Source organism: Lysinibacillus sp. A4, assembly GCF_024919535.1.
Lineage (GTDB): Bacteria > Bacillota > Bacilli > Bacillales_A > Planococcaceae > Lysinibacillus > Lysinibacillus capsici.
On the sequence record NZ_JANWTB010000014.1, the window covers coordinates 25,257 to 42,536 of the forward strand.

The following is a 17,280-nucleotide window of genomic DNA, read 5'->3' on the forward strand; positions in this document are numbered from 1 at the left end:
TATGATGGAGGAATTAGCAAAAGTTCCATGGGCAGTTATAGCACCGCTCATCATCGTTCAAATTATTTTGATGATCGTAGCACTTATTGATTTACGAAAAATTCATGCAACAAATGGCCCTAAAATTCTTTGGGTGTTTATAATTCTTTTTGCTAATCTATTAGGGTCAATTGCGTACTTTATAGTGGGGAGAAAGCAGTCATGACAACTTTACTTCAAGTTATAGGTTTGACCAAGCAATTTGCAGAGCACAAAGTTGTAGATGCCATTCATTTCAACTTAGAGGAAAAAACCTCTACGGCTTTAATTGGTCCAAATGGAGCTGGCAAGACAACCACTTTATCTATGTTAACGGGGCTTTTAAGACCGACTGCTGGAAATGTAAAGATGCTAGGTAATGATTTACGTGCGAATATAGGTTTTTTACCCCAATATCCACAATTTCATCCTTGGCTAACTGCGTTAGAGTTTACAGAAATGGCTGCAAAGTTGAATGGTGTAGCAGCCAAAAAAGCTAAATTAGAAGCACAAAAAACCTTAGAATTTGTAGGGTTAGGGGACGTACAACATAAAAAAATAGCCTCTTTTTCAGGTGGAATGAAGCAGCGACTTGGTATTTCCCAAGCAATAGTGCATAAGCCTAAATTACTGCTATTAGACGAACCTGTTTCAGCATTAGATCCAGTTGGTCGTAGAGAAGTACTTGATTTATTAAAAGGACTACAGCAAGAGACGACTATTTTATACTCAACGCATATTTTAAATGATGCTGAAGAAATGACAGATCAACTATTATTTTTGCAAAATGGGAAACTAGTAGAGCAGGGAACATTACGTGAAGTACGGCAACGTTATGATGAGCAAAATTATGTCATTGAATTTGGCAGTGAAGAAGAGGCTAAGCTTTTTGCAAATCCATTTAATCATGTAATAGGTTGTAATGTGTATATTGAGATCGTGAATGAAGAGCCGACGATGAAAATGTTGCTTCAACGGTTAAGTGAATGTCCTTATACAATTAGAAAGGTAGAGCGACAGACAGCATCTTTGGAAGAAATTTTCATGAAGGTGGCGAAAAAGGCATGAGAGGATTCAATGTACTTATTCAAAAGGAATTTAGAGAAGCATGGCGGAGTTGGAAGTTTCTATGGATTCCTCTAGTGTTTGCTTTGCTTGGAATGAGTGATCCACTAACAAACTATTATATGATGGATATTTTAAAGGCTGTTGGGAATGTTCCAGAGGGCTTTGAAATGTTGATGCCAGAATTAATGCCACTGGATTTAATTCAAGCATCTATCGGGCAATTTCAAACAATTGGCTTATTGGTGATGATGGCTTCGTTTGTAGGAGCTATTAGTAAGGAACGTGCTAATGGTATGGCAACATTACTATATGCTCGGCCTATTTCATTTGGCGCATATTTTTTGAGTAAATTTGTTGTTATGAGCACCATTTGTTTTGTTAGTATTTTAGCTGGGTTTGGTGCAAGTGTCTATTATACAACTATTTTATATGGAACGTTGGATATAGGTGCACTGTTAGTAAGCTTTTCTACGTACTATATTTGGTTGCTATTTGTGATAGCTGTTACGTTAATGATGAGTGCCAGCTTTAAAACAGTTATTGCTACAACATGTGCCTTTACAGTGATCTTTGTTGGGCAAATTATCGATATGATTATAGGAATCTTTTGGACAATATCACCGTGGAAACTAGCAAGCTACGGAATTGCAAAATTTCGAGGAACAATAGAGATATCAGATTACTGGTGGAGCTTAGTCATTACGCTAGCATTGACAATTATCTGCATCGGCATTGGTATCGTGATGATGAAAAGAAATGCGTCTATGACAAAAATCTGAAGAGAAAACGGTAAAAATGGATTTTTACCGTTTTTTATTTTAAATCATCCTACCATTTATAAGCAAAATCAATCCTACAAAGAACATCATCCAAGAAAGTGTCGAGCTTGTTCTTTGATCAAAAAGCGTTTGAATTTTTCTTAAAGGTTTATTCATAAATCGGCGGAATAATAGATGAAAGCATAGTAGGATGATCCCTGGTGCAATCATTACTAAATTGTATCCTGCCAATAAAGGTAACCATTCATAAAACACTATTTGATTACTCGTTAAAATACCTATTGCCGCGAAATAAGGAAGAGCAGTTGCAACTTCTAAAATAGAAGTTGTGAAACCTAAAGCTACCATAGAGCTCACATGTAAAGATTTTGGTTTAGGGGATCCATTTGCCTTTCTTTTTGGAACTAACCAACTGCCAATAAATAAAATTCCCCCTACCATGGTCATGATTAATCGAGCTGAGTAACTATCTAGCAAATTAGAAATAGGGTTGAATATGACACCTAGACCTAACATTAAAAAAATCCCAGTACTAAAGTAAAACAACCCAACAGTCATTAAATAGGTTAATAAAAGGCGGATCTGCTGTTTTTTAGCCACAAGCAATACATAGACGGATACGCCAATTATAGAAGGACTAAACATGTCTAACAAAGCTAAAGTACCAATCAGTAGCAACATTTCTATGTTCATGATTGTGATTTTCCTAACGCCTGTTTTTTTGTTTCATAAACATGAAAAGCCTGCTCTATAAAATGTAGAAATTCTTCCTCTAAAGGATATAATCCAATTTGTTCGGATTTATAAGTAGATTTTCTTATGGTCCACATCTTCTCTAAAAATTCATCATTTCCGTTATATTCTACCTCGGCTTTTTCCATCATTCGTTTAATAATAAACTGAACGGAATCGGCTTCAGGACTTTCCTTATGAAGCTGCTTTAATTGACCTAATAAACCAATCCACTCTAAAGAATTAGGATCATTTTTATTTAAATTGGGTAATTTTCTAAGTAGTTCCATTTCTGTAGCTGCGAAAATCTGCTGGCGGAAGGCTTGCTTATTATCTCGTTCTTGATTTGAAAGCTTAATGTACTTTTGGATAAGGGACTCTGTCAACCCACCTTCGATAGACGAAGCATTCTTTAATCCAAGAATAGTGTTCTTCATTTGCTGTAGTTTCTTTTGCTCTTCTGCTACAAAAGCTAACTGATGGTCTAAACTTGCTTCCCAGTTCCATGAATTATTGATAAGTGTCTGAATTTCTTTCAACTTGAAGCCCAATGCCTTTAAAAATACAATCTGTTGTAACGTTTTGAGCTCGTTCTCTCCGTAAATCCTATGTCCCCCCTCAGTCTTTGCTATAGGAAGTAACAAGCCGATCTCCTCATAGTAACGTAACGTTCGAACAGAAATGCCAGTTTGTTTTGATACATTGTGAATCGTAAGCAAGGTAATCACTCCTCCTCTCTGTTAATGACATTATATAAAATGACGTAACGTCACTTTCAAGAGGGATTGTAAAACTCCTTTCTTGGAATCTCTATAACTTAGGAATATAATGGGTGTGTAACTCGAAATTTGTCAAATAACTCGGAAAATATATAGACTACTATAGAAAGAAGGGACATGAAAAGTGGGAACTGAAAATTCCGATCGTTTCCTGACAGCGTTTAATCGAATAGATCATAGACTGAGAGATATTGTAGGTGCGAAGGATTTTATGCCTTTTTATCGGCTGATTGATCAAGCAAAGAAAAAGGATGTCTTGGTGAAGAAATATGAAGATGATCTCCGCTCATATGCAGACTTACGAAATGCGATTGTGCATCATCGTACATCATTACATTATGTGATTGCAGAGCCACATACTGATGTTGTAGAACGAATTGAATACATAGATGCTACCCTTGCTAAGCCAACGCTTGTGGGGCAAATGTTCCGTAAAAGAGTATTGATTTTTCAAGAAAATGATTCTTTAAAACATGTTTTAAAAGTGATACGTCAGCGCAAATATACACAATTTCCTGTTTATTATAATAAGCAGTTTAAGGGGCTCATCACAACAGTAGGAATCACAAATTGGCTTGCGTCAAAGATGGGTGGTGATCATTTACCGAAAAGAATACCAACACTGCATGATATCTTATTGCATGAGAAAAATAGAGTGAATTACAAATTTGTCAGTAGAACGATATCCATCTATGAGGCTGAGGAAATATTTAAACAAGGAGTCGAAAGAGGGAGACGCTTTGAGGCATTATTAATAACGGAGCATGGTCAACCACATCAAAGATTACTCGGTATTATTACGCCCTTAGATATTGTCAAAATTGATTAACAAAAAAACGAGACTAGACAAGCAATTAAGGGCTTGAATGTCTCGCTTTATCTTTTAAGCTGATGTACAAGGAACCATTTGTTTGGACTTGAGCAAAATAAACTTCTTCTACAGAATGCACATTTTGCTTTTTCAATTTCTTTATTACCCAGTCTTCTGTCAGCTCAAGTTCAACAATATTCTCGGTAATAAGTTGACCATCAGAAATAACTTCTGTAGGAAGGTAGGTAGGTGGTGATACATCGGCTTTAACATCCTGCTTTGTAGCCACTTGTTCAGAGGTTTTTTGTAGCACACTGAGCTTTCCATTCGTTTCTAGTAAAGCATACTCAACGTCCTGTACGGAGAAAATGGCTTGTTCACGTAACATCATTGTAAGCTCATCTAGATGAAGACGGTTTTTTTGTAGTGCTGATTCTAAAATAAGACCCTTTTGAATAACAATTGTTGGTTTATCATCAATGAGAACGCGAGCTTTTTTAGATTTAATCGTAATAACGGTCATCAAATACGTTAAAGCACTCCACCAAACGAGGGAAATCAAACCATCTAAAAAAGGTGTTTCTTCCTGAGAGGCAATTTCTGAAGCGATCGACCCAAATGTAATACCTGTAATGTAATGGAAAAACGTTAACTGGCCTAATTGTTTTTTACCAAGTAGACGTGCCAGAATTAGTAAGGCAAAAAACGAAAGTGTTGTTCGTAGAATCATTTCCCAAAAGTGAGCATGAATAAAGCTTTCCATGCATATATCAACTCCTTTTACAGCTGTCGAACTATAGCTTGTGCAAAATGGTCGATAGTATGCGACAATCATGTTTAAACAAAATAAGAGTGAGGTGGCAACATGAATAAACAATTAAATGTAACCAATCCAATCTATCCAATAATGATTGCAATCGGTGTTGCTCACCTAATAAATGATACGATGCAAGCTGTTATCCCAGCGATGTTTCCGATATTTAAGAGTGAATTAGGATTGACCTTTACACAAATTGGAATGATTTCTTTTGTATTAAACATATTTGCTTCTGCATTGCAGCCTGCGGTAGGCTTTATCAGTGATAAAAAACCAATGCCTTATGCTTTACCTATCGGTATGATTAGTTCATTTATAGGGATTGCTATTATAGCGTTCACAACGCAGTATTGGATTATTATTATTGCGGTATTATTTATAGGCTTTGGGTCAGCTATTTTTCACCCTGAGGGATCGAGAGTTTCCTTTATGGCAGCTGGATCTAAACGAGGACTTGCACAGTCAATTTATCAAGTGGGGGGAAATTCAGGGCAAGCACTAGCACCATTAATTAGTGCTTACATCTTTGATATTTTAGGGCAACGTGGGGCTGCGATCATATTAGTCATTGCAACGTTTGGTATCATTTTATTAAGTAAAATTGCTACATGGTATAAAAAACAATTGGAGCAGGAGCGTACAACCAAGAAAAAGCGTGTACTCGTTTCAACATTGCCTCCATTAACAAAAAAACAAGTTGGAATCGCATTAACATTATTATTTACAATTATTTTTGCACGATCATTTTATACAACAAATATAACAAGTTTTTATGTGTTTTATCTAATGGATCACTATGAGGTCAGCCTTCGACTAGGGCAAATATTAATCTTCACCTTCATGGCATTTGGTGTAGTAGGTACCTTTTTCGGAGGCTCTTTATCAGACCGTATTGGTAGGAAAAATGTTATTATCCTTTCTGTAGTTGGCCCTATGCCATTTTGTTTAGCATTGCCATATGTACCATTATGGGCGGCTATGATATTTTTGATTATTATTGGTACGTTGATTATGATTAGCTTCTCCGTAACAGTGGTCTATGCGCAAGAGTTAGTCCCAACAAAAATTGGCACAATGGCTGGTTTAACAACAGGATTTGCTTTTGGTATGGGCGCAATAGGGGCAATGGTTATCGGCGTTTTAATGGATCATAAAGGCATTGATTTTACAATGATTGTTGTTTCATTATTACCTTTATTATTACTAGTTGCCTTCTTCTTACCGAAAGATAAACCTGCTTCAGCTGCTGTCTAATAAAAAAAACGCGTATCTACGCGTTTTTTTATTGTCTTAATGGAGCTAAAAATTCTGCTGGCAATTTTTCCTGATCAATTACATAGCCCTCTGAAATATGAACTTCATGCATTTTATCGTTGTAAGTAAATTTAAAGATGCCGTTGTCAAAATCTGTGCCAATTTCTTTAAAGAATATACCTTCAATCGATACATACTTAGGACATGTAAATGCTACTTTAAAGTTCTCCTGTTCTTTAATTAAGTAAGCACGTACTCCTTTTTCATATGTTTCATTTGCATCATCATCGGTTGGGCGTTGAACAGCTACGATATGAAAATCAACAAAAGGAACTTCCTTTAACAGTACGTTTAAGAACGAGCCTTTAGTGATTTCCTCCCAACGGCTTTGTGCGCTTTGCCCTACGATTATTTGCGAAATACTATAATTCTTTGCGACCTCTGCAATAACCTTTTGTATGGGGCGTTTTTCATTATCTTGCAAAATAAATTTTTCAACCTCAAGTTCATCTGATAACTTTTTCCATTGCTCTATATAACTAGATTTCTCTGCGTCAAATGCATCAAGGGGTTGCGAATCGACTGAAAGAATATAGAGTGGGCAATCAAGCATTGTGGCCATCTTATGACCACGACGAATCAAACGTTCGCCATTTAAGCCGTAGTAAACACAAACTAATATACTTTCATCCAAACGCCCTTTTACATGCTTCATAAAAAATGTACACCTCTTATCTGTTGGTATTTTGTTAATTTCACTGTTGATTTTGAAAAAATTATCCTAAAACAGCTAAAATCGATGCTGTTACAGTGCATTATGCTCATTTATATTGTATACTTAAAAATGTATAAAAGTTAACGAAAATGTATTGGAAAACCCTTGAAGGATTAAGCCTAAATCGATAATTAGAGATTATTTAATTTATGCATTCTGTGCATCTATGCTACTTTGCTTTCATATGCCACACTATTATGCAGTGAGTTAAATAGATAGTCAAGTGTCTTCATCATGCTGATATTAACTGAATTGTAACTGTATAAATTATCTGATTTTCCACAAGTTATTTAGGCTTGCATCGGGTTAGAAGTGACTAAATAACTAAAATAACCTTTTTAATAAACAATTAAGCACTTTAACACCCCACCATATTCCATTAAATAATTTCAAGAATACATCTAATATGTTACTTAGCTTGAACAAATTTCTAAAGTCTTAGCACTTTACATGCCCATCACCACAAAAATTTGCTAGATGATTTAGATAGTAGGAGGTTTTCATTTGGTCACAGTTCTCATTGCGATACTTTTGCCATTTGTTTGTGCTGCTCTAATTCCATTGCTTTACAGGCGACTAAGGCGTGTCACACATCTTGGCTGGTTTGTTTTATCTGTTCCATTCATCTTGTTTCTTTTACTCGCTCGCTATATTCCTCAATTAGCCGAGGGTAAAACCGTTATTCATACATATGAGTGGATTCCCTCTTTTAATATAAATTTCACAACTTACCTAGATGGACTCAGTATGATTTTTGGTCTGCTGATTACAGGTGTAGGTAGTTTAGTCATTTTATATTCTATTTTTTATTTATCAACGAAAGAATCTCTTCATCATTTTTACTGCTATTTATTACTATTCATGGGCGCTATGCTTGGCGTTGTTTTTTCAGATAACCTAATGGTATTATACACATTTTGGGAATTAACAAGTGTGTCATCATTCCTATTAATCGCATTTTGGCATCATAGAAAGGCTTCTCGCGCAGGAGCTAAAAAAGCGATGATGATTACAGTCTTTGGCGGACTCTCAATGCTTGTGGGTTTCTTAATGCTCTATGTGGCTTCTCATACATTTAGTATTCGTGAAATTGTAGCTAATGTAGAGGTTATACGAGATCATGCCTTATTTACGCCAGCCCTTATTCTAATTTTATTAGGGGCCTTTACAAAATCTGCACAATTTCCATTCCACATTTGGTTGCCTGATGCTATGGAGGCCCCAACACCAGTTAGTGCTTACTTACATTCCGCAACAATGGTGAAGGCAGGTATTTATTTAGTTGCTCGTTTTTCACCGGTTTTTGGAGGAGAGGCAGTATGGTTCTGGCTAGTTAGTGTTATCGGCCTTGTTACATTATTCTGGGGCTCATTTAATGCTGTCCGTCAGACGGATTTAAAAGCATTATTAGCCTTTTCAACAGTGAGTCAGCTTGGTTTAATTATGAGTCTCTTTGGTCTTGGGTCTGTTGGTCATTATTATGGCTATGAGGAAAACTCAATTCTTTACACTCAAGCAAGCTTTGCAGCGCTATTCCACCTTGTGAATCATTCGACCTTTAAAGGAGCTTTATTCATGATGGTTGGAATTGTCGATCATGAAGTAGGTACTCGTGATATTCGTCGTTTAGGTGGCTTAATGTCTTTCATGCCTATCACTTTTACAATCGCAGTGATAGGTAGCTTCTCAATGGCAGGATTGCCACCATTTAATGGCTTTTTAAGTAAGGAAATGTTTTTTGCAGCAGTATTGGCTATTCGTGATGTAGAAGCATTCTCTATTGCTGATATAGGGCTGTTTTTCCCGATAGTAGCATGGGTGGCAAGTATCTTTACCTTTGTCTATAGTTTGATTTTAATTAGTCGTACATTTTTGGGTAAACTACAGCCAGAGAAGATTGATAAAAAACCACACGAGGCTCCACTTGGCATGTTAATATCGCCAATTATTTTATGCTTGTTGGTAGTTGGTATCTTTTTCTTCCCAAATATATTAGGTCATTATATTTTAGAGCCTGCTATGGCTAGTATTTATCCAACATTCCCAACTACAAGTGAGTTAACACCACATATTCATGCATGGCATGGCATCAATGCAGAGTTATTGATGACAGTAGGTGTCATTATTATTGGAATTATCTTGTTTAAAACATTAAAAAGCTGGAAGCCACTTTATCGTCTATTTTCACAAAAGTATACGTTTAATACGTATTACAATCGAATGATAGAGATGAGTGAAAATGGCTCACAGAAGCTTACCAATAAATATATGACAGGTAATTTAACACATTATTTTGTCTATATATATGTATTTTTTGTTGCACTTATCGCTGGTTATTTTGTTTGGTCAGATGCCATGACCTTTAATTTTGACAAAGATTCCGCTATAGAATCCTACGAGTTAATCCTTGTGTTTGTCATGATTTTTGCTGCTGTTTGGATGATTTTCGCAAAGGGTCGGGTGACAGCCATGTTGCTAAATGGTGTACTAGGCTATTCTATTGCCTTCTTCTTTGTTATTTTCCGTGCACCAGACCTAGCTTTAACACAACTAGTTGTTGAATCGGTCACAACAGCTTTATTCCTTTTATGTTTTAAATATTTGCCAGATTTAATGCCAGAGCTACCACGTAAAAGGGTTCAATGGTCAAAAGCATTAATTTCTATTTTTGTTGGTGCAACCGTAACTATTGTTGGTTTAGCCGTCGTACACTATGATCGCTTTGAACCAGTGGCTACTTACTTCAATGATGCCTATGAATTGGCTGGCGGTTCCAACATCGTTAATACAATACTAGGGGATTTCCGTGCTTTTGATACGATGCTAGAGGTTGTTGTTCTTCTAATTGCTGGCTTAGGGGTCTATGCTCTGACAAAGCTTAAGCCACGAAAGGAGGAAGCAGATCATGAAAATTAATGATGTGATTTTAAGAACCGTCACCAAAGCCGTTGTGTTCATTATTTTAACACTCGGCGTGTATTTATTCTTTGCTGGGCATCATGCTCCTGGTGGTGGCTTTATAGGTGGTCTGGTGTTAGCCTCAGGCATTGTTTTGTTATATCTAGCCTATGATATTGAAACTGTTCATAAAGGGATGCCTTTCGACTTCAAAAAAGTTGCAGCTCTTGGTGTATTGCTAGCAACTGGAACAGCAATAGGTTCGTTGTTTTTTGATGTCCCATTTTTAACACAAGCACATACGTATATAGATGTTCCTATCTTTGGGAAAATGGGCTTTTCAACTGTCACTATTTTTGAAGCAGGTGTGGCTTTAACAGTGGTGGGGGTTGTTGTAACAATTATTTTAAGTATAAGTGAGGATGAGTAGCCAATGGAGTCTTTAATACTTGTTTTAGTAGGTATATTAGTAGCTGTTGCGACGTACTTAATCCTCTCGAAGCAGTTATTGCGTGTTATTTTAGGCACCGCTGTTTTATCTCATGCTGCCCACTTACTGATTTTGACTATGGGAGGTTTAAAAAAAGGGGATGTCCCGTTATTAGGAGAATCAGAGGGACCATATACAGATGCATTACCTCAAGCATTAATATTAACAGCGATTGTGATTAGCTTTGCTGTCACTGCTTTTGTTCTCGTTTTAGGGTATCGCGCGTACAAAACAAATGGTTCAGGGAATTTTGATGAATTGAGAGGTACGCCTGATGAGTAATATGATTGTTTTACCATTAATTGTACCAGTAATTACGGCTATTTTACTGGTGTTTTTAAAAGAGCATGTGACGCTACAACGTATCATCAGCTTATTGACATTGAGCTTTATTATTATCATTAGCGTCATTTTATTAGTAGAGATTCAAGAACAGGGAGTGATGCGCATTGATTTTAGTGGATGGGCACCACCATTTGGAATCTCATTTGTAGCCGATTCATTTGCGACACTATTAGTGTTAGTTGCAAATATTGTAGCCCTCATTTGTATGCTATATGCAATTTTTACAATGGAGCTAAGATATGAAAAAATGTATTTTTATCCATTTACCTTGCTGATGATAGCAGGTGTCAATGGCTCATTTTTGACGGGCGATATTTTTAACTTATTTGTGTGTTTTGAAGTAATGTTGCTCGCTTCCTATGCATTGATTAGCTTAGGTGGCGAAAAAATTCAGCTACGTGAAGCATTGAAATATGTGCTCATCAACATTGTTGCCTCTTGGATTTTCTTAGTGGCACTAGCTTTTCTGTATGGAACGGTAGGCACATTAAATATGGCACATATTTCAGTTCGTGTAATGGAGGCAGGAGCTAATCCTCTTATTACAACAGTAGCGCTTATTTTCTTAATCGTCTTTAGCTTGAAGGCTGGGCTTTTATTATTCTTCTGGTTGCCAGGCTCGTATAGTGTACCACCAACTGCCATTGCTGCTTTATTTGCTGCTTTATTAACAAAGGTAGGGATGTATGCACTTGTACGTTCCTTTACATTGCTGTTCCCTAACAATCCTGAAGTCACACACACAGCTCTTGGCATCATGGCTGGACTCACAATTATAGCAGGCTGTATCGGTGCACTTTCAGGTCGTGATGTTAGAACAATAGCCTCTTACAATGTACTAATTGGCGTTGGTTTTATAATAATTGGGCTAGCTGTAGGCACAGAGTCAGCCTTACAAGGTGTTATCTACTATTTAATGCACGATATGATAGCTAAGGCTATGTTGTTCTTAGCTGTTGGCATGATGATATATCTCACTGGGGAAACAGTAATTGATAAGATGAGTGGACTTATTCGTAACTACCCCATTTTTGGATGGTTGTTCTTTATAGCAATGTGTTCACTAGCTGGTATACCCCCACTGAGTGGTTTTTTAGGAAAGGTTTTAATTGGACAAGGTGCGATAGAAGGTGGCCATTTCGTTCTATTAGGTCTAGGGTTTTTCTCTAGTTTAATTGTTTTATATTCATTGTTAAGGATATTTCTTTCTTCCTTTTTCGGCGAAACCATTATTAGCTTAGAGGATGAAAAACCTTTACCTAAACGTATATTGTTGCCTTTAACATTACTGGCTGTTTGCACATTTGGATTAGGGATTGGGGCAGAAAAACTGGCACCATTTGTCACAGATGCAGCTGAAACACTTTATACACCATCTATCTATATCGATGCAGTTTTAGATGGCGAACAATGGCAAGGTGAGGTGAATAAATAATGGCGATGCAGTTTATTTTAAATTTATTTATCGCAACACTTTGGTTACTTCTAAAGGATGAAGTGACACCACAATTTTCGACATTTCTAATGGGTTTTGTAGTAGGTATGGGTATTCTATATGCGATGCATCGCTTTTATGGTACTCAATTTTACATGCGGAGAGTCTTTTCCATTATCAAGTTATTATGGCTGTTTAACTGGGAGCTATTTTTATCAAGCTATAGTGTATTAAGACAAATCACTACGCCTAAGCTAAATATTACACCTGGTATTTTCACATATAAAACTGTATTAAAGGGTGATTGGGAGATTACAGCTCTTGCCTTATTGTTAACATTAACACCTGGCTCTGTCGTCATGGAGGTATCGGAAGAGGGAGATGTCTTTTATATCCATGCTATGGACATCGAACAGTCAAAGGATGCAGTTATACGATCAATTGGAAAATTCGAACAAGCAATAATGGAGGTGACACGCTAATGATTAACAATATATTACTTCTTGCACTTGCTTTCTTCAGTATTTCCATTGCGCTGTCGTTATATCGTGTTATCCGTGGTCCGTCACTGCCTGATCGAGCGATAGCTCTCGATACAATTGGAGTTAATTTATTATCAGCTATTGCGATTGTCTCTATAATATTGAAGACTAAAGCATATTTAGAAGCTATTCTTATTTTGGGCATTTTAGCGTTTATCGGAACGATTGCATTTACAAAATATATAGAAAGAGGTGTGATTGTTGAACGTAAATCAAATGATTGAATGGGCAGCAGTTATCCTTATTCTTATAGGTTCCATTGTGAGTGTTATTAGCGCATTTGGAATGATTCGCCTACCAGATGTCTATACACGATCACATGCTGCTACGAAAAGCTCTACATTATCAGTTTTAACCTGTTTGTTAGGAGCGTTTATCTATTTTTGGGTACATGATGGTTTTGTTAGTGTACGGCTCATTTTAGGTATTCTTTTCGTCTTTGTGACAGCACCCGTTGCAGGGCATTTAATTTGTCGTGCAGCCTATCGTTCTCGCGTTCCACTAGCCAAGGGCTCTGGTGAAGATGAATTAAAGTCAAAATTGTTCCCTGAAGAACATACGATAAAATAGAAGGAGGACTGTTTGCCCTAAAGCAAACAGTCTTTTTAGTGCAAAAAAAATGAAAAATAGAATTGTAAAATTGATGAATTGATTGTTCCAAGGGGATAAAATTTTTGAACTAGATGAGAGAGCAGTGGATTCTAATCAGTAATCATTGGGCAATTCAAGAGGAAAAGGGAAGTTGCTCGGTTTAATCAACTTCCCTTTTAAATTATTCAGCTTGAAAAATTAATTGATAGCCAGAGCCTCTTACCATAGAAATTTTAGCTGTGTGTCCTGGAATTGCTTCGAGTTTCTTTCTTAAATTGCTGATATGAACTCGTAAGGCTTGTGTTTGTCCAAAGCTATCCTCGTCCCAAATAAGTCGGTACAGCTCGACAGCTGGAAAAGCTTGATTGCAATGCTGTGCTAAAAAGAACAAAATTTGAAATTCTTTTGTTGATAAAGTTAATACAGTATCACCAATTGAAACTTTTCCTGAGTGTATATGGAAGTGTAATGTATGAATAATTTTGGTCCCTTCATTTACAGAAGCATGATCAATTGGTTGTATCAGCTTTTTTTGCTGCCTTCGTTCAAGTAGCCTATCAATTGTTTTTAAGAGTCGGGTGTGGTCAATTGGCTTTAAAATATAATCTATAGCCTGAACATTAAAGGCCTCTAACGCATAATTTTCATAAGCTGTAACAAAGACAATATCTATATAGCTTGAGACATCTTCTATTTTAGAAGCAAATTCAAGACCAGTCATTTCAGTCATTTCAATGTCTAAAAACAAAATATCAGGTTTTAACATGCCGATATTTACTAAACCATCTTTTGGATTCTGGAAGGTTCCAATAATCTCAATAGAGCCACTTGCCTTTAGCATGGATTCTAATAAACGAATGGCTAAAATTTCATCATCTATAATAACTGCTTTTAACAAGCTGCTCACATCCTCTATAAAGTAATTATTGGAAATCTTATTTCAACAGTCGTTCCTTTGTTTTCGTGGCTATCAAAATGGATAGTAGCTTTGTCGAATTTTTTTAATCGTTTGGAAATATTTAAAATACCAATGCCTTGACTAGCTGTTTTTTCGCCATTTTGAATTTGTCTTAAAAGCTCTGAAGATATACCAATGCCATTGTCAATCAGTTGGAAAATCACCATATGCTCTTCCTGCCTTATAACTAATTGTAGCTCGCTAAGCTCTTTTCTGACTTTCAAACCATGAAGAAGGGCATTCTCAACTAAAGGCTGAAGCAGTAAAGGAGGAATAAGACATTGGATAGGCTCATCCATGCAAATATTAAATTCTAATTGCTCAGGATATCTAGTGCGATGAATATTTACATAGGCCTCAATAAGACTAAGCTCCTTTTCCAAAGGGACAAGACTGTTGGCATTTTCAAAGGCAAAGCTATTACGTAAAAATGTAGCAAAATCTGTAATCATTGCCCGTGATTTATCTAAGTCTAAATAGCTTAGGGACAGAATGGAATTTAAGACATTATAAATAAAATGAGGTTTAATTTGTGCTTGTAAAAACGCGGTCTCCATTTTCACAGCTGTTTCTGCAGACTCCTTCAATAAAAGAAGATTGCGAACCCTAGTCTTTAGCTCGGTAGCATCTAAAGGTTTATGTAAAAAATCATTTGCACCAGATTGAAAGGCTGCAATCATATCCTCTGGTCGAACCGCCGCAGTCAACATTAGAATAGGTAGCTCTGTAGACGTGTAATTTTGTCTAACCTGTTGACATATCTCATAGCCAGAAATAGAGGGCATCATAATATCTAAAATTAATAAATCAATACTAGGTTGTTGTGTAAGGTACTCAAATACATGATGTCCATTATCAATTGCTATAATGGAATAGTTTTCTTGGGTCAATATATCTATTAGTACCTTTAAATTAACAGCATCGTCATCCACAATAAGAATTTTTTTCTTTCCTATTTTTTCAACAATATGTGGGAATGTTAGGAAAGGATGCTGGTATGTTTGGATTGGCATTGAAGGTAATTCCTCATTTGTCGGCAGACCTTTTCGTAATTTGAATGAAAAGGTAGTACCTTGTCCGACAATAGAATCCACAAATATTTTTCCACCCTGCCGCTCGACAAGCTCCTTTGTAATATGTAAACCTAATCCACTGCCACCGATTGAATAATTGAATTGTTGGAACGGGTTAAAAATGGTTTTTAAATTTTCTGGTGCTATCCCACACCCAGTATCCTTAACTTCAATCACAAGGAATGACTGTTTCTCATAACAAGTTATATCAATTTTTCCTTCATTTGTATACTTCACTGCGTTATGAATTAAATTATATAAAATTTGGCGAAGACGGTTTTCATCAGCTTGGACAAAGGTTCCCCGTTCTATATGATTATAAATTTTGACATTCTTGCTAATCGTGTAGGAAAGCACTTCAACAGTCATATGTGTAATGGCATATAAATCAACAGATGCCATCCGCAATGTTAATTCATTCTCCTTCAGCTTTGAAAAATCAAGTAAATCATTGACTAAATAGGATAGACGTTCTGCAATATTGAAAATAAGTGATACTTTTTCTTTTTGTTCGTCCGCTGAGATAGGTAAACTATTATCCTTCAGCATAGATTGTGAAATGCCTATAATGCCATGTAAGGGCGTTTGGAATTCATGAGATGTTTTAGCTAGAAACTCATCCTTTAATTTATCTACACGTATCAGTGCCTCCGTTAGCTTGCCTTTTTCTAAATAAGAATCTGCAAAACGATGAGAAATATATAGGGAAAGCATTGTCAGGCAAATAAATGGCAACAATGGTGGTAGAGCACTCAGTTCAAGATTAATATTTGTATTTAAAGTAGCAACGATAAAATAAAGCAAAATGGCTAGAGAGCTTAATGTTAAATACATTACTCCAGTAGCACGTTTGTAAATTGCTATAATTTGTACATAGAAGATATAAACAATATTTGCGAATACATACAATGAGTTGATATTCTGAAATAGTGAATTAATGGATGTTGGAAGCAATGCAACCAGCATTAGAAGGGTACCTATTGCACAAAACACTTTCACAACTAAACGATTCATATGTTTTATTAGAGCACGATAAAAATACAACAATATAAAAAGGCCTACAGCTATACTAGAGATCATTTGCATTTTCTGAAATGGAGCATAGGAAATATTTATAAAGTCTAGTAATAACTTTTCGCCATGAGTAAGGGTGTAAACCCCACTTGCGAAACAAAATATAGAGAAGTAAAGCTGTTCTATACCAAATTTTGAATAAAGATATGAGCCAAAAAAGTAGATAAACATTGTTAAAAAACCTGCTAGGGTAATTAAATCGTAGAATATGGCACCCTCTCGAAGCTTTGCAATACTAGATTGATCCCCTAAAAAAATGGAGCTAATAATTCCTCCTCCTGGCGCATAATCAAAATTGGCTACATGAACAATTAATTCAAGTTCTTTTTTATCAGGCGAAAAATAAGCGGTATATGGGGTATTGTGGGGTGTATAGCTGTTATCCTCAGCTGGCTCTCCACTATGTCCAACTCGCTTTCCATTAATATACAATGTGTTCGACATTCGAATGTTACTCGTTTTAATTCCTAAAATATCTTCGGTATCATCGATTAAAACCTTGAGACGATAAGTCCCACTTTCAAATACAGGTATTTGTTGCCCATCAATTGTATATTTTGTCCAAGCTGAAGGGACATTAACAAGATAGCTTTGATAGGAATCAAAGGCTTCACCGTCCACTAAATGATTCGGGATAAATTCCCACTCCCCATCTAATTTGATAGGCGTATTATCGTGAAATGAATGATGACGTAAATCCATCACACCTTCAATCGCTTGCGGCCCATGCGACTTAGGTTGAGTTAAGAAAAAGGTAATGCCTGCTATCAGCACTGAGCCAATAATAATTGCGAGCAATAACGATAATTTTTTCATCGTAAAAATCCCTTTCAAATGATTT

Annotated in this window: 18 protein-coding genes; 12 read left to right on the forward strand and 6 right to left on the reverse strand. The window is 36.2% G+C overall.

The features are described 5' to 3' along the window. Nucleotide 1 precedes the first annotated feature (1 nt). The 3 genes from NY607_RS21445 to NY607_RS21455 are packed head-to-tail and all read left to right on the forward strand — an operon-like array spanning nucleotide 2 to nucleotide 1,865. Nucleotides 2-205 (forward strand): PLDc N-terminal domain-containing protein, encoded by a 204-nt coding sequence (locus NY607_RS21445; protein WP_004233126.1) that lies wholly within the window; start codon nucleotides 2-4, stop codon nucleotides 203-205. Continuing rightward, complete coding sequence (locus NY607_RS21450; protein ID WP_131522139.1) at nucleotides 202-1,086, forward strand: ABC transporter ATP-binding protein; 885 nt, start codon at nucleotides 202-204, stop codon at nucleotides 1,084-1,086. Before NY607_RS21445 ends, NY607_RS21450 begins: the two co-directional genes overlap by 4 nt. Further along, a complete protein-coding gene (locus NY607_RS21455; protein ID WP_259420337.1) occupies nucleotides 1,083-1,865 on the forward strand; it encodes an ABC transporter permease in 783 nt (260 codons plus the stop codon). The genes NY607_RS21450 and NY607_RS21455 overlap by 4 nt, the downstream gene beginning before the upstream one ends. A gap of 39 nt (nucleotides 1,866-1,904) precedes the next feature. On the opposite strand, the gene NY607_RS21460 is transcribed toward NY607_RS21455, so the two are convergent. Beyond that, nucleotides 1,905-2,558 carry a GAP family protein gene (locus tag NY607_RS21460; protein ID WP_237899042.1) on the reverse strand — a complete coding sequence of 218 codons (654 nt, stop codon included), beginning with the start codon at nucleotides 2,556-2,558 and terminating at the stop codon, nucleotides 1,905-1,907. Then, a complete protein-coding gene (locus tag NY607_RS21465; RefSeq protein ID WP_233732282.1) occupies nucleotides 2,555-3,325 on the reverse strand; it encodes a MerR family transcriptional regulator in 771 nt (256 codons plus the stop codon). The genes NY607_RS21460 and NY607_RS21465 overlap by 4 nt, the downstream gene beginning before the upstream one ends. Nucleotides 3,326-3,500: 175 nt before the next feature. Here NY607_RS21465 and NY607_RS21470 point away from each other — a divergent pair, with 175 nt between their 5' ends. Continuing rightward, on the forward strand, nucleotides 3,501-4,205 hold the full coding sequence (locus NY607_RS21470) for a CBS domain-containing protein (protein ID WP_048395772.1): 705 nt from the start codon (nucleotides 3,501-3,503) through the stop codon (nucleotides 4,203-4,205). Nucleotides 4,206-4,230: 25 nt separating this feature from the next. Here the strand turns inward: NY607_RS21470 and NY607_RS21475 are convergent, their stop codons facing one another. Further along, complete coding sequence (locus NY607_RS21475; RefSeq protein WP_082148191.1) at nucleotides 4,231-4,950, reverse strand: DUF421 domain-containing protein; 720 nt, start codon at nucleotides 4,948-4,950, stop codon at nucleotides 4,231-4,233. A gap of 102 nt (nucleotides 4,951-5,052) precedes the next feature. On the opposite strand from NY607_RS21475, the gene NY607_RS21480 reads away from it, so the two are divergent. Next, the gene (locus NY607_RS21480) at nucleotides 5,053-6,258 is read left to right on the forward strand and encodes an MFS transporter (protein WP_259420338.1); all 1,206 of its coding nucleotides are present in this window, start codon (nucleotides 5,053-5,055) and stop codon (nucleotides 6,256-6,258) included. A 28-nt stretch (nucleotides 6,259-6,286) separates the two neighbouring features. Here the strand turns inward: NY607_RS21480 and NY607_RS21485 are convergent, their stop codons facing one another. Beyond that, entirely contained in the window at nucleotides 6,287-6,973 is a 687-nt protein-coding gene (locus tag NY607_RS21485) for an adenine nucleotide alpha hydrolase family protein (RefSeq protein ID WP_036075307.1), read from the reverse strand. A gap of 564 nt (nucleotides 6,974-7,537) precedes the next feature. Between NY607_RS21485 and NY607_RS21490 the strand changes: the two genes are divergently transcribed. Genes NY607_RS21490 through NY607_RS21520 form a run of 7 tightly spaced genes read left to right on the forward strand, consistent with a single transcriptional unit; the run spans nucleotide 7,538 to nucleotide 13,313 of the window. Beyond that, nucleotides 7,538-9,949, forward strand: a complete 2,412-nt coding sequence (locus NY607_RS21490; protein WP_259420339.1) for a Na+/H+ antiporter subunit A — start codon at nucleotides 7,538-7,540, stop codon at nucleotides 9,947-9,949. Then, nucleotides 9,939-10,361: a Na(+)/H(+) antiporter subunit B gene (locus tag NY607_RS21495; protein ID WP_004233141.1), complete on the forward strand. Its 423-nt coding sequence runs from the start codon at nucleotides 9,939-9,941 to the stop codon at nucleotides 10,359-10,361. The genes NY607_RS21490 and NY607_RS21495 overlap by 11 nt, the downstream gene beginning before the upstream one ends. Before the next feature lie 3 nt (nucleotides 10,362-10,364). Further along, nucleotides 10,365-10,703, forward strand: coding sequence for a Na(+)/H(+) antiporter subunit C (locus NY607_RS21500; RefSeq protein WP_004233143.1), 339 nt, complete (start codon nucleotides 10,365-10,367; stop codon nucleotides 10,701-10,703). Beyond that, nucleotides 10,696-12,201 (forward strand): Na+/H+ antiporter subunit D, encoded by a 1,506-nt coding sequence (locus NY607_RS21505; RefSeq protein ID WP_131522145.1) that lies wholly within the window; start codon nucleotides 10,696-10,698, stop codon nucleotides 12,199-12,201. Before NY607_RS21500 ends, NY607_RS21505 begins: the two co-directional genes overlap by 8 nt. Next, nucleotides 12,201-12,683 carry a Na+/H+ antiporter subunit E gene (locus tag NY607_RS21510; protein WP_131522146.1) on the forward strand — a complete coding sequence of 161 codons (483 nt, stop codon included), beginning with the start codon at nucleotides 12,201-12,203 and terminating at the stop codon, nucleotides 12,681-12,683. Before NY607_RS21505 ends, NY607_RS21510 begins: the two co-directional genes overlap by 1 nt. Then, a complete protein-coding gene (locus NY607_RS21515) occupies nucleotides 12,683-12,967 on the forward strand; it encodes a Na(+)/H(+) antiporter subunit F1 (RefSeq protein ID WP_131522147.1) in 285 nt (94 codons plus the stop codon). Before NY607_RS21510 ends, NY607_RS21515 begins: the two co-directional genes overlap by 1 nt. After that, nucleotides 12,945-13,313, forward strand: coding sequence for a Na+/H+ antiporter subunit G (locus tag NY607_RS21520; RefSeq protein WP_004233152.1), 369 nt, complete (start codon nucleotides 12,945-12,947; stop codon nucleotides 13,311-13,313). Before NY607_RS21515 ends, NY607_RS21520 begins: the two co-directional genes overlap by 23 nt. 202 nt (nucleotides 13,314-13,515) lie before the next feature. On the opposite strand, the gene NY607_RS21525 is transcribed toward NY607_RS21520, so the two are convergent. Beyond that, nucleotides 13,516-14,232, reverse strand: a complete 717-nt coding sequence (locus NY607_RS21525) for a DNA-binding response regulator (RefSeq protein WP_131522148.1) — start codon at nucleotides 14,230-14,232, stop codon at nucleotides 13,516-13,518. Between the two features lie 14 nt (nucleotides 14,233-14,246). Further along, nucleotides 14,247-17,255, reverse strand: coding sequence for an ATP-binding protein (locus tag NY607_RS21530; RefSeq protein WP_259420340.1), 3,009 nt, complete (start codon nucleotides 17,253-17,255; stop codon nucleotides 14,247-14,249). Between the last annotated feature and the right edge of the window lie 25 nt (nucleotides 17,256-17,280).